Raw genomic sequence first — 12,733 nt, forward strand, 5'->3', positions numbered from 1 at the left:
CTTCTCCCCTTGTGGGAGAAGGTGGCGCGAAGCGCCGGATGAGGGGTCTCTATCCGCGAATTAGACCGCTAGAGAGTCGCGCGCGGAGAGAACCCCTCACCCGGCTGCGCTTCGCGCATCCACCCTCTCCCACAAGGGGCGAGGGTGCACCGTCTGCGCGGAGGGAATCTCCTACCTCCCGAGCTCCGTGGCCTTCGCCACGCGGTCGAACCGCTCCAGCGTCATGATCGCGTCGGCAAACTTCTCCGCGCGCGCGTTCAGCACCGGGCGTGCCAGCGTCAGAAACTTCTGCTGCATCGCCTGCGCATCGGGGAACGAATTCGGCTCGCCCGAGGGATCAGCATAGAGCCGCTCATGCACGCCATCGTCCGTGGTGATGCTGACGCGCGCACCGAACGGATGGGTGCGGCCGACCTCGAGCCGGTCGTCCTGCACCACGTCGAACTTGTCGGCGAGCGCGTCGATGGCGGCGTCGCCCAGGCGGTTGTAATCATCCCAGCCGAACGAGCCCTGGTCGAGCGCGAGCGCGCCGGTGAAGAACATCGAGAACTGGCCGCCGACGATCGAGGTGGGATGCCGCTTGGTCGCGGCATCGCCGGTCAAGGTGATGCCGTTCCGATGCAAACCGATCTCGACGCGCTTGACCTGATCGGGCGTCAGATTGTGCTCGCGCCGCATCGCGATCAGCGCGTCGATCGCCGCATGGGTGTAGCGGCAGCTCGGATATGGTTTGACGCCGATCTTCATGGTCTCATAGGTCTTGCCGAGCTCGGCCACCGCCTTGTCGGGATGCGCATCATCGGTGTAGCCGGCGAGCAGGCCGTGCTTGCCCTCGACCGATTCCGTCGCGCCGACGAAATCGTTGCGCGCCAGCGTCGCGGCGATCACGCCATTCATCGCGGCGGCGCCGACCTGGTAGCGCTTGTTCCAGGCGCCGTTGACCAGGAATTGCAGCGAGCCCGCGGCCTGGCTGCCGGAGACGCCGAACGCGGCGACGATCTGCGCCTCGGACAGGCCGAACAATTTGCCGGCGGCGGCCGCCGCGCCATAGGTGCCGGCGGTCGCGGTCGGATGGAAGCCGCGCGCATAATGCGAGGTCGGGTCGAGCGCGTTGCCGAGCCGGCAGCAGACCTCATAGCCCGCCACGATCGCGGTCAGCACGTCGCGGCCCGAGGCGCCGACCATCTCGCCGACGGCGAAGGCGGCCGGAACCACCGGCGCGCTCGGATGCAGCGAGGAATCGGCGTGGGTGTCGTCGAAGTCGAGGGAATGGCCGAGCGCGCCGTTGAGGAGGGCGGCGACCGCCGGCGTCCAGGTCTTGCTGTCGCCGAACACGGTGGACTCACCCTTGGTGTCGAGCGCGAGCGCTTCCAGCATCTTCAGGATCGAGGGGGTGGATTCCGCCTCGCTGCGGGCCCGGATGGCGCTGCCGAGGAAGTCCAGCGTCAGCACCTTGGCGCGATCGAGCACCTCCGCCGGAATATCCTGGTATTTCAGATTGACGACGTAGGCGGCGAGCGTTGCGGTTTCGTGAGCCATCGTGTTTCCTCGTTTTGGCGCGCAAGTTAGGCGGGCTGATTTGGCCTTTCAAGCGGCCTTGGGGCCGCGAGCACCAGCTATGCTTTTGGCAGGCTCCAAAAAGGATCGGGACTTCTGACGATGGCATTTGCAAAACAGCTGTTCGACCGGATCAGGTCGCGGCGGACGCAACTCGGATTGGCGATCCGGGTCACGGTGGCCGCGGTGGCGGCCTATGCGATCGCCACCGCGCTGCATCTGCTATTGCCGCTCTGGGCCGTGCTGACCTCGCTGATCGTGACCCAGATGAGCGTCGGCCGCTCGTTGAAGGCGACGCGCGACTACGTGCTCGGCACCATCGGCGGCGCCATCTATGGCGGCGCCATCGCGATCCTGATCCCTTATTCGACCGAGGCGGGCCTGTTGGGGCTGCTGGTGCTGGCGGTCGCGCCGCTCGCCTTCGTGGCTGCGATCAACCCAAGCCTCAACGCCGCCACGGTGACGGCGATCATCGTGCTGCTGGTTCCGACCATGCATCATTCCGATCCCATGGCGTCGGCGATCGACCGCGTCAGCGAGGTCGGGGTCGGCGCCATCACGGGCCTGCTGGTCTCATTCCTGGTGCTACCGTCGCGCGCCGTGCGGCAGATCCGCGCCAGCGCGGCCACGCTGCTTGAGCTGATCGCGGATGCCTTCACCGAACTGCTCGCGGGGCTCACGCGCGGCCGCGACAACGACGCGCTGCACCGGATCCAGGACGGCATCGGCACGGCAATGGTGGGCATGAATGCCATCGGAGCCGAAGCCGAGCGTGAGCGCTCCGCGCGACTGTCGAGCGGGCCCGACACCGGCCCGCTGCTGCGTACCGTGCTGCGGCTGCGCCATGACGTCGTGATGATCGGCCGTGCCACGGTGGTGCCGCTGCCGGCCGAGGTGCAGATGCGGCTTGCAGCCCCGCTGACGGAAGTCTCGACCGTGATCGCGCGATTCCTTCGCTCCGCCGCTGCTGCCTTGCGCGAGGGTGTCGGCGCGCCGGCGATCCATCCCGTCCACGTCGCGCTCCAGCATTATGCCGAGGCCGTTGCCGCCGTCCGTCATGACGGCCTGATCCGAGGCCAGCCCGGCGACACCGCCGAGCGCTTCTTCGCGATCGGCTTCTCGCTGGAGCAGATGCACCAGAACCTCTGCGACCTCGATCGCGTCGTCGGCGAATGGTCGGAAGCCTCGACCGACAAGTCCGCGCGCGTGGCGGAATGAGTCGCGTTACAGATCGAAGAACGCGAGTTGCGTTGCGTCGCGCCGCTCGATGCCATCGGTCAGCGTCTTCAGCGCGACGTCAAAACCCGGCTGCTGCTGCTCCAGCTCCCACGCGCCGTCATGGTCCCACTGAAAGCACTGGCCATAGCGTTCGCCGGGCTCGACATGGAGCAGCAGGCAGCGGCTGAGCTGCGACGGCTCGGCAACCGGCACCAGATGTTTCAGCGAGACGCCGTATTCCTGACGGAAATAGGCGCAGGCCTCTTCGAGCTCGTCCTCGGAATGGGCAATGAAGTCCAGGACATTGCGAAGCTGCGTGGCGAGTTCATCAGGCGCATAGAAGCGAAGCTCGGACGATGATTCAGGCAGCCGCACCATCAATTCGGTCTCACCGCGCGTCAGCAGGAACTTGCGATAGTCATCGGGGAGCCGGACGCCGAGCGCCTGCTCCGCTTTGCTCACGTCCGCTTCGCTCGCCGGCGTACCGGGTTTCCAGCGCCAGCCTTTGCTTGATGTTCCCGCCTTGCGCTGGGCCTCGTAGTCCTCATAGCCCGGAAACGCCATGATGTCCTCATAGCCGCCGAACCGCGACCATTGAAAGGCGTCGTCGAAGGCCTCTTCGCGCCGCTCGGGAAAATAGCCGCAGAGCAGCTCGGCGCGCTTGAGGATGCGCGTGTGGTTCGGGGCGGTCTTGCAAAGATGCTCGATCGTCTTCAGTGATGCCTCGGGATTGTCGGCCTGAAGATAGGTATCGCTCAGTAATTCCAGGATGCGTCCTTCGAGATCGTTCTCGTTGAGCGACCACGCATAATGCGGCTGCCCGGCAGCGCGCCGCGCAACGAGCGTATCGCGCGCCTGTTCGGCAAAGCGCACCGCCTGTGCGAGATCTTCACCGGCGACCTTGCCGCGGCGAGCGGCGTGCCAGAGATACAACGGCTCATGTTCGGCCGGCGTGCCCTTGAGCGCGTCGAGCTGCGCGGCCTGCTCGGCCATCGGCGCGCTGAGCGCCAGGATCATCAGCTCATCGAGCCCCTTCTGCCAGTCCGGCTTGGCTTGCGGATCGGACCCGAGGTCGCGCAGCGTGTAGTTGGTATGATCCGTCTCGACATAGCCGGCCGCGACCAGCTTGGCGACATGACGGCGGAAAGCCGCGGCCGTGTCGGCGATGCCGGGAAATTCCTTGCGCAGAAATTCGTTCGCGTCGGGATCACCCTTCCAGTTCATGTGAACGCCGATCACCATGGGATCGCTGCCCGGGACCAGCATCAATTCGCGATCGTCATCGCCGGGCGCGCGGTGGAAGAACTTTGCCAGATACATGCGACCCTCCGAACGCGCCGCCGGGATCGGGGCGCCACGTCTCAGTCGCAGATTCAGGGAAACCGGTTCATGCCGGCCGGCAAGAGCGTTTTCGAGCGAAGTGGATAGTGGTTCGCGTGAAGAAAACGCGTCCAAAACAACGATCAGCGCCTTTTCAGGCCCTTATCCACCATGCGCCAGACCAGCAGATCGATGCGGTCCTGGCCGAAGAACGGCTCGTTCTCGAACACGAAGGTCGGCACGCCCCAATGGCCGGAGGCGGCATGGTCCTTCTCGTTCTCGGCGATCACCCGCTCGTAGCGATCGGGGTCTGCGCTGATCGCTTCATCCATCGCGGCGAGATCGAAGCCGGCCGCCTCAGCGGCGCGCGCTAGGTGATCGCCTTCGTTCCAGCCCGCCACCGAGCCGTCCCACAGCACGCGCGCGATCGCATCGGTGAATGCGAGCGAGCGGCCTTCGAGCTGCGCCATCGCGCCCAGCCGGGTCAGGCGGTGGATGTAGGGCTGCTCGGCCGCAACATCGAATGTCGTCTTGTCCTGCACGATCGGATCGGGTCTCGGAAAGCGGAACGGGATGCCCTCGTGCTGCGCCACGCGCGTGCTGTCGAGCACCACATAGCGAATGAAGTTCGGGCTGGCCTTCTTGAAGAAGCCGGGCACGCGGACGGCGAGCGGATAGACCGGCCGCAAATTCACCGCGAGATCGTACTGTTCGACGAGCTTGAGCGTCTTCGGCAGTGCCAGATAGCTGAAGGGACTGCGGTAGGAGTAGAAGAGGTCCACGGACAGGGTCATCGCACCGGCTCCATGATCCCGATCATCCCGCCAGTCTGCGCGTCAGCATGCGGAAGCGCAAGATCAGGAGGCCGGCATAGACGAACGTGCCGGTCGAGAACCCGATCCAGACGCCGACCGCGCCGAGCCCGACATTGAAGGCCAGCACCCAGGCGATGGGAAAGGCGACGCACCAATAGCCGATCGCCGCGAACAGCAACGTCATCCTTGTATCGTTGATGCCGCGCAGCGCGCCGGCCATGATGGTCTGGAGGCCGTCGGCGATGAAGAAGGTCGCGCCGACCAGCAGCAGGGTCGCCGTCAGCTCGACGGTGGCCGCGCTGGCCTCGCTGCTCCCGAAGAACAGCCGTCCGAGCTCGTAGCGGCCGAGGATGATGGCAACGGTCAGGGCCGAGACCAACGCTACGCCAAGCACCGCCGCGACGAGGCCCGCGCGCCTCACCGCGGCCGGGTCGTCGCGGCCGAAAGCATGGCCGACACGGACCGTCGCCGCCATGCCGATGCCAAGCGGGACCATGAACAGCACGGCCGTGACCTGGAGCGCGATCTGGTGCGCGGCAAGCGCCGTGGTCGAGATCAATCCCATCAGCAGCGCGGCGGACGAGAACAGGCCGTATTCCAGCAGCAGGGAAAACGAGATCGGCGCGCCGACCGCGATGAGCTGTCGCATCAGGGGCCAGTCGATCCGCCACAGATGAGCGAGCGGGCGGTAGTCCGCGAACGGCTTTCGCCATGCGGCGATGGCAAGCACGGCGAGGAAGGTGCCGAGATTGACGAGCGTGGTCGCAAGCCCCGCGCCGAACAGGCCGAGCTCCGGCAGGCCGAACAGGCCGTGGATCAGGCAATAGACCAGCGCCGCGTTGGCGGGGATCGCTGCAACGGTGATCCACAGCGGCGGCTGCGGCCGGTTCACCGCGCTCATCATGCTGCGCAACGCGATGAAGCCGAGCGCCGGCGCGATGCCCCAGGCCAGCCCGTTCAGATAGCGCTGCGCGAGCGCGGCCGATTGCGGCGCCTGTCCGAGCGCCAGCAGGATGCGCTCGCCATAGAGCGGCGAGGCCATCATCGGCAGCGAGATCAGGAGTGCGATCCACAGGCCGGCGCGCAGCGAGCGGCGGATGCGCTTGACGTCGCCGGCACCGAACGCCTGCGCGGCCAGCGGCGACACCGCGGCCATCAATCCGAGCCCGAAGGTGAAGCTGACGAAATAGACCGTGTGCGCCAGCGCGGCGGCTGCGACCGCATCCTCGCCAAGCCGCCCGATCAGCGCGAGATCGGTCGTGATCATCGCGATCTGCCCGAGCTGCGTCAGCATCATCGGCACGGCCAGCCGCAGCGTCTCGACGAACTCTTCGGCGAGATGGTTTTGCGGCACGCCGGCTTGCGGCTGCGGACGAGGCTGGACGGTGTCGAGCATGGCGGTTGCAATAGCACAGCCGCACGTCGAAAACATGGCCCCCGAGTGCGAGATGCTTCTTCACCCTCTCCCCTTGTGGGAGAGGGTGGCTCGCCGCGCAGCGGCGAGACGGGTGAGGGGTATGTCTCCGCGAATTCAAATCAGAGTGGATTCGCGGAGACATACCCCTCATCCGGCGCTTCGCGCCACCTTCTCCCACAAGGGGAGAAGGGAAGAGGAGCCCTCAGCCCTTCCTTTCAGGCACGCGCCTGATCTTCGCGCCGAGCGCGTTCAGGCGTTCGTCGATGCGCTCGTAGCCGCGCTCGATCTGGTCGGCGTTGTTGATCGTGGAGGTGCCCTCGGCGCAGACCGCGGCGAGCAGCATCGCCATGCCGGCGCGGATGTCGGGCGAGATCATCGATGCGCCGCGCAGGCGGCTGGGGCCGGCGATGATGGCACGATGAGGGTCACAAAGAACAATTCGCGCGCCCATGGCGATCAGCTTGTCGACGAAGAACATCCGTGATTCGAACATCTTCTCGAACATCAGGATCACGCCGTCGCATTGCGTGGCGGTGACGATCGCGATCGACATCAGATCAGCCGGGAAGGCCGGCCAGGGCTGGTCTTCCAGCTTCGGCACGTGGCCGCCGAAATCGTCCTGGATCTTCAGCGTCTGGTTCGAGGGCACGATGAGATCGTCGCCCTCGATGCGGCAGACGATGCCGAGCCGCTCGAACCCCATGCGGATCGAACGCAGATGCTCGACGCCGGCGCGCACGATGCGAAGCGGGGAGCGCGTGACGGCCGCAAGCCCGATCAGCGAGCCGACCTCGATATGATCGGGCTGGATCCGGTAGGTCGTGGCGCCCAGCGTCGCCGGTCCATGCACGATCATGGTGTTGGTGCCGATGCCCTCGATTCGCGCGCCGAGCGCGACCAGGAAATTGGCGAGGTCCTGCACATGCGGCTCGGAGGCTGCGTTGCGCAAATGGGTGACGCCGTCGGCGGCGACCGCCGCGACCAGCGCGTTCTCGGTTGCGGTGACGCTCGGCTCGTCCAGAAACACGTCGGCACCGGCGAGCTTTGCCGCGCGGAATTCGAGCCGGTCGGTGGCGGTGACCTTGGCGCCCAGTTGTTCGAGCGCGAGCACATGGGTGTCCAGACGGCGGCGGCCGATGACGTCGCCGCCGGGCGGCGGCAGCATCACTTCGCCGCAGCGGGCGAGCAGGGGGCCCGCGAGCAGGATCGAGGCGCGGATGCGCACGCACAGCTCGGGGTCGAGGTCGGCGGCACGGATGCTCTTGGCGTGGATATGCAGCGTGTTGCGGGCGGTCCATTCCGCCGCCGCGCCGACCGAGCGGATCAGCTCGACCAGCGTCTCGGTGTCACGGATCCGCGGCACGTTCTCCAGCGTCACCGGATGCTCGGTGAGCAGGGCGGCTGCGATGATCGGCAGCGCCGAATTCTTGTTGCCGGACGGCTCGATCGAGCCCGAGAGCCGGTGACCGCCCTCGACAATGTACTGGATGGGCGCCACGGGGTTCTCGCTGTCCTGTTGGGTGGGGCTGTTTCGGGCGGAAACTACAGAGATTTGAGCGCGGGAGCAATTGCGGCGGCCGCAGTTGGTGGCCCCGAGGAAGGTCTGAGACCCTCATGGTGAGGAGCGCGGAACGCGCGTCTCGAACCATAGAGGCCCGGCTCGCGCCCGCAGCCATCCTTCGAGACGCCCGCTATCGCGGGCTCCTCAGGATGAGGTCCGGAGCTTGTGGCGCGGCAGGCCGCTCATCAAAACAGCCCGATGATATTCGCGACCACATAGAGGATCGCGATCAGGATCAGCGCGCCGATCATGACGAAGGAAATCTCGATCGCGATGGCGCCGGTGCCGAGGATGGCGGCCACGGCGGCAAGGAGCCGCTCCTCCCGAAAGATCAGCGCGAGGACCGAGAGCAGGATGGCGAGCAGGCCGAGCGAGATCGCGGTGGCCGAAGCGGTTTCGCTCCAGCTCCGTCCAGCCGATTTCTCGACCTTCGGCGCCTGATACTCCACGCCCTTCACGCGCGCGATCACGCGGTCCTTGATGCGATGGCCGGTGTCGACGATGACCTGGTCCGCCGGGGGCGGCGGGAAGATCATCGGCACCACCCAGTGCGGCAGCACCGCCGCCATCAGCGCCAGCACACCGACAATGCTGCCGATGATGCCGAGACGGCGGGAGGGGAGGGCGGAACTGGTCGACGCGGAGGCGGTCATGGCATGGCGTTTTCCCGGCCGGAATTGGCCTTACGGGTTCATGCCGTTTCGTCGCGATGGTGGGGGGTGAGGTTCAGCGATGCTGGGATCGGCCTAACCGTCATGCCCGGGCTTGTCCCGCCTGCGCGGCCGAAGCCGCTTCGGCGAGGCGAAGGCCCGGGCATCCACGTTCCTTGTTCCGCGGAGCAAGGCGTGGATGGCCGGGACAAGCCCGGCCATGACGCTGCGGAAGCCACGCGCCTCAGATATCGATCGTCGCGCTCAGCGAGTGTTCCTGGATGAAGTCGCGGCGCGGCTCGACCACGTCGCCCATCAGCTTGGTGAAGATGTCGTCGGCCTCGTCGACCTCCTTGACCTTCACCTGCAGCAGCGAGCGCGCATCGATGTCCAGCGTCGTTTCCCAGAGCTGCTCCGGGTTCATCTCGCCCAGACCTTTGTAGCGCTGCAGCGTGATGCCCTTGCGGCCGGCGTCGGTGACCGCTTCGAACAGGTCGACCGGGCCGTAGACCATGTGCTCGATGTCCTTGCGCCGCAGCTTGCCAGGGCGGGCATAAACGTCCTGGAGCTTCACGGTGTATTCGTCGAGCTTGCGGGCTTCGACCGAGCCCAGGAAGGCGGCGTCGATGACGGCGGCTTCCTTGACGCCGCGCACGGTGCGCTCGAACTGGAAGCCCTGGCCTTCCACGTACTGGCCGACCCAGCCGCGCTCGACCTCCTCGGCCTGGTTGTCCAGCCGTCCCGCGATGTATTGTGCCGCTGCGGCGGCTTTCTCGGGATCGCCGTAGATCGCCTTGTTGAGCACGCCGGTGATGGCGGCCTGCTCGATCACCTTGCGATTGTAGCGGCTGTGCAGATTGCGCAGGACGCTGCGGACGGTGCGGGCGTCGTCGACCAGCGAACGCAAGTCGCGGCCGGTGCGATCACCGCCGACGCCGGGAATGAAGACGCAGTCGTCGAGGCCTGTGTCGATCAGATAATCCTCGAGCGCCCGCTCGTCCTTCAGATATTGCTCGGACTTGCCGCGGCTGACCTTATAGAGCGGCGGCTGGGCGATATAGAGGTAACCGCCGTCGATGATGTCGCGCATCTGACGGTAGAAGAAGGTCAGCAGCAGCGTGCGGATGTGGGCGCCGTCGACGTCGGCGTCCGTCATCACGATGATCTTGTGATAGCGCAGCTTATCGATCGAGAACTCGTCGCTGATGCCGGTGCCGAGCGCGGTGATCAGCGTGCCGATCTGCTCGCTTCCCAGCATCTTGTCGGGGCGGACGCGCTCGACGTTGAGGATCTTGCCGCGCAGCGGCAGCACCGCCTGGAATTCGCGGTTGCGGCCCTGCTTGGCGCTGCCGCCTGCCGAGTCGCCCTCGACGATGAAGAGTTCGGACTTCGCCGGGTCCTTTTCCTGGCAGTCGGCGAGCTTGCCGGGCAGCGAGGAGACCGAGAGCGGGCTCTTGCGCGTCAGCTCGCGCGCCTTTCGTGCGGCTTCACGCGCCGCGGCGGCCTGGATCACCTTGCCGACGATCATCTTGGCCTCGGACGGGTGCTCCTCGAACCAGGCCTGGAGCGCCTCGTTGAGGACGTTCTCGACCACGGGACGCACTTCCGAGGACACCAGCTTGTCCTTGGTCTGCGACGAGAATTTCGGATCGGGCACCTTCACCGAGAGAACGGCGGTGAGGCCTTCACGGCAGTCGTCGCCGGTCAGCGCGATCTTTTCCTTTTTGGCGTTGGCCTCGGCATAGCCGTTGACCTGGCGCGTCAGCGCGCCGCGGAAACCGGCCAGATGGGTGCCGCCGTCACGCTGCGGGATGTTGTTGGTGAAGCACAGCACGTTCTCGTGGTAGCTGTCGTTCCACCACAGTGCGGCCTCGACGCCGATGCCGTTGGCTTCCGCGCGCACCATGATCGGCGCCGGCACGATCGCCTTCTTGTTGCGGTCGAGATATTTGACGAACTCCTCGACGCCGCCGGAATAGTGCATCTCCTCGCGCTTCTCGACCGCATGGCGCATGTCGGAGAGGGCGATGTTGACGCCGGAATTGAGGAAGGCGAGCTCGCGCAGCCGGTGCTCCAGCGTCGCAAAATCATATTCGATGTTCTTGAAGGTTTCCGTTGAGGCCTGGAACGTCACCTCGGTGCCGCGCTTGCCCGGCGCGTCGCCGACCACCACCAGCGGTGCGACTGCATCGCCATGGGCGAACTCGATGTAGTGCTCCTTGTTGTCGCGCCAGATGCGCAAGCCGAGCTTGCTCGACAGCGCGTTGACGACGGAGACGCCGACGCCGTGCAGGCCGCCGGAGACCTTGTAGGAATTCTGGTCGAACTTTCCGCCGGCATGGAGCTGGGTCATGATGACCTCGGCCGCGGAGATGCCTTCACCCTTGTGGATGTCGACGGGAATGCCGCGGCCGTCGTCGCGCACCGTGACGGAATTGTCGGCATTGAGCACGACGTCGACGCGCGTGGCATGGCCCGCCAGCGCCTCGTCGATCGCGTTGTCGACGACCTCGTAGACCATGTGGTGCAGGCCCGAGCCGTCGTCGGTGTCGCCGATATACATGCCCGGGCGCTTGCGGACGGCGTCGAGACCCTTGAGCACGCGGATCGATTCCGCCCCGTAATCGCTCGGATTTGAGGGCTCGTTTTCGGCAGGCGTCTGCCGAGCAGGTTCTGTCATGAGAGGCCTTCGAGATGTCGCCCGAATCAGCCGCGCAAAAGGCGCTGATTTGCAGGCTATTTGTGCCATGAAAGACCGCTTGCGCCTAGCGCAAAGTATCTTCCGGCAACCCTTTGACGAAATAGGGATTTTTTGCCGGTTTTCAAGGCTCCTGGAGGCCGATTCTGGGGCTTGCGAAAAGGGCGATTCGAGGTCCTTTTTTTAGCTATTGAAGGCGTGGATTTTGCGGGGCGGAGAAGCGCGTTCCCAGGCGCCTTGGCGCCTCTGAACAGGTCACTGGGTTCAGTAGATCTGATCCGGCTTCTTGTCGTCGTCGCCCAAGCTGAGGGACCAGGCCTCGCCTGAGGCCACGGTGATGGTATCGGTGCGCACCGGATAGCCCGACACGACCAGCTTGTAGGAATATTTGCCGGGCGGCAGATCCAGCGTTTGTGGGTGATTGACGCCGCCCGCGATCTTGATGGTCTGATCGTTGATCGTGAGCGAAGCCGTGTCCGGCGCGAGATAGCCGAATATCAGCCGCGCTTGTCCTGCTATCGGCAGGAAATTGGCCTTCGCCGCGGCCTCCGTATTCCGCTGCACCAGGCTGACAATGGTCTCGTCCTGCGCGCGGCCAAGCTTCAGGGTGGCTGGCCCCTTGGGGGAGGCGAAGGCGAGCTGCACATGATCGGTGGCAACCACAGCTCCATCCGGCTTTTCCTCCCAGCCGCGCTTTGCGAGCTCCGCGCGGTAGAAGGCGAGCACATCGCCGAGCTCGGCCTGCACATGGGCTTCGAGTCCGACCCGCAGCGGGATTTCGATGCCGGTCATATGGGTGGTGTTGGAGCTGGAGAAGTTGTGTTGCTTCGGCACCGGCATCTCGGCGTCTGGATCCGCCGGTGTGAGTGCGGCCGAAGTTTGCGGTGACGGGTGCGGCAGCCATCCGCCGGCGCCTGCGGCGACCAGGCCGCCCGCGAGAAGAGCGAGGCCGCACGCGAACAGCCGCCATCGTGCCGGGACCTTCGTTCTGCGCCTCACCGTCGTCATGCCACTCTCCAGGGATGTCGCGCGTTGTAGTCTTCGCGCGATGCAGCGGCTGCGACACAGTCGCCGCCGCCTCCGGACGACTAGTCGCCCCACCAACTGGACAGGTTCAACCTAGCCGTTACAGGCACAGGCGGCGGGATCAATACATCTGAAGCGGCAGCACGTCGTCGCTTGGCCCCACGAGGAGGCCCCAGGCGTCGCCGGCGGCTACGGTCAGGGTCTCGTTGCGAGTGGGCTGCCCGGGCAGGCGCAGCGCGTACTGGTACTTGCCGGGCGGCAGGCCGAGCATCGGGCCTTTCGGCGATTGCGGGCCGCCGGCGCCGGCAACGCATCCAGCGCGCCAAAGGAAGAATCCACTGCCGGCACTCCCTTCTATACGCGATGATATTTCGCGCAGGCTTTCGAAGCGGATCCCGCCGAACGATTTCTTAGCGAAGAAGGATGAGTCGTGGCGTTGGGGCCGACATGAATCGCCACGACTTGTCGCGC

At 65.8% G+C, this 12,733-nt stretch carries 10 protein-coding genes; 1 reads left to right on the forward strand and 9 read right to left on the reverse strand.

The features are described from left to right. Positions 1-171 precede the first annotated feature (171 nt). Complete coding sequence (locus tag CT676_RS05245) at positions 172-1,539, reverse strand: MmgE/PrpD family protein (RefSeq protein ID WP_085405066.1); 1,368 nt, start codon at positions 1,537-1,539, stop codon at positions 172-174. A 120-nt stretch (positions 1,540-1,659) separates the two neighbouring features. Between CT676_RS05245 and CT676_RS05250 the strand changes: the two genes are divergently transcribed. After that, positions 1,660-2,775 carry an FUSC family protein gene (locus CT676_RS05250; protein ID WP_085405067.1) on the forward strand — a complete coding sequence of 372 codons (1,116 nt, stop codon included), beginning with the start codon at positions 1,660-1,662 and terminating at the stop codon, positions 2,773-2,775. Between the two features lie 6 nt (positions 2,776-2,781). On the opposite strand, the gene CT676_RS05255 is transcribed toward CT676_RS05250, so the two are convergent. From CT676_RS05255 to CT676_RS43855, 8 genes are all read right to left on the reverse strand, one after another. After that, positions 2,782-4,095, reverse strand: coding sequence for an SMI1/KNR4 family protein (locus CT676_RS05255; RefSeq protein ID WP_135214080.1), 1,314 nt, complete (start codon positions 4,093-4,095; stop codon positions 2,782-2,784). Positions 4,096-4,238: 143 nt separating this feature from the next. Beyond that, a complete protein-coding gene (locus CT676_RS05260) occupies positions 4,239-4,889 on the reverse strand; it encodes a 2-hydroxychromene-2-carboxylate isomerase (protein WP_085405069.1) in 651 nt (216 codons plus the stop codon). Between the two features lie 22 nt (positions 4,890-4,911). Then, complete coding sequence (locus CT676_RS05265; RefSeq protein ID WP_085405070.1) at positions 4,912-6,306, reverse strand: MATE family efflux transporter; 1,395 nt, start codon at positions 6,304-6,306, stop codon at positions 4,912-4,914. A 223-nt stretch (positions 6,307-6,529) separates the two neighbouring features. Next, a complete protein-coding gene (gene murA, locus CT676_RS05270) occupies positions 6,530-7,825 on the reverse strand; it encodes a UDP-N-acetylglucosamine 1-carboxyvinyltransferase (RefSeq protein ID WP_014491005.1) in 1,296 nt (431 codons plus the stop codon). Positions 7,826-8,073: 248 nt separating this feature from the next. Continuing rightward, positions 8,074-8,541 carry a hypothetical protein gene (locus CT676_RS05275; protein WP_085405071.1) on the reverse strand — a complete coding sequence of 156 codons (468 nt, stop codon included), beginning with the start codon at positions 8,539-8,541 and terminating at the stop codon, positions 8,074-8,076. Positions 8,542-8,782: 241 nt separating this feature from the next. Continuing rightward, entirely contained in the window at positions 8,783-11,218 is a 2,436-nt protein-coding gene (gene gyrB, locus CT676_RS05280) for a DNA topoisomerase (ATP-hydrolyzing) subunit B (protein ID WP_085405072.1), read from the reverse strand. Positions 11,219-11,500: 282 nt separating this feature from the next. Continuing rightward, positions 11,501-12,244: a hypothetical protein gene (locus tag CT676_RS05285; protein ID WP_135214081.1), complete on the reverse strand. Its 744-nt coding sequence runs from the start codon at positions 12,242-12,244 to the stop codon at positions 11,501-11,503. A gap of 139 nt (positions 12,245-12,383) precedes the next feature. Next, positions 12,384-12,533: a hypothetical protein gene (locus tag CT676_RS43855; RefSeq protein ID WP_161495936.1), complete on the reverse strand. Its 150-nt coding sequence runs from the start codon at positions 12,531-12,533 to the stop codon at positions 12,384-12,386. Between the last annotated feature and the right edge of the window lie 200 nt (positions 12,534-12,733).

Origin of the sequence: Bradyrhizobium sp. MOS001 (genome assembly GCF_004634465.1) — a bacterium.
In the GTDB taxonomy this organism is placed as follows: Bacteria; Pseudomonadota; Alphaproteobacteria; order Rhizobiales; family Xanthobacteraceae; genus Bradyrhizobium; species Bradyrhizobium barranii.

What these genes read in the sequence shown, in the direction of transcription:
- CT676_RS05265 (WP_085405070.1), bottom strand. Translation starts at nt 6,306, where the DNA reads ATGCTCGACACCGTCCAGCCTCGTCCGCAGCCGCAAGCCGGCGTGCCG.
- CT676_RS05275 (WP_085405071.1), bottom strand. Translation starts at nt 8,541, where the DNA reads ATGACCGCCTCCGCGTCGACCAGTTCCGCCCTCCCCTCCCGCCGTCTC.
- CT676_RS05260 (WP_085405069.1), bottom strand. Translation starts at nt 4,889, where the DNA reads ATGACCCTGTCCGTGGACCTCTTCTACTCCTACCGCAGTCCCTTCAGC.
- CT676_RS05255 (WP_135214080.1), bottom strand. Translation starts at nt 4,095, where the DNA reads ATGTATCTGGCAAAGTTCTTCCACCGCGCGCCCGGCGATGACGATCGC.
- CT676_RS05250 (WP_085405067.1), top strand. Translation starts at nt 1,660, where the DNA reads ATGGCATTTGCAAAACAGCTGTTCGACCGGATCAGGTCGCGGCGGACG.
- CT676_RS05285 (WP_135214081.1), bottom strand. Translation starts at nt 12,244, where the DNA reads ATGACGACGGTGAGGCGCAGAACGAAGGTCCCGGCACGATGGCGGCTG.
- CT676_RS43855 (WP_161495936.1), bottom strand. Translation starts at nt 12,533, where the DNA reads ATGCTCGGCCTGCCGCCCGGCAAGTACCAGTACGCGCTGCGCCTGCCC.
- CT676_RS05245 (WP_085405066.1), bottom strand. Translation starts at nt 1,539, where the DNA reads ATGGCTCACGAAACCGCAACGCTCGCCGCCTACGTCGTCAATCTGAAA.
- gyrB (WP_085405072.1), bottom strand. Translation starts at nt 11,218, where the DNA reads ATGACAGAACCTGCTCGGCAGACGCCTGCCGAAAACGAGCCCTCAAAT.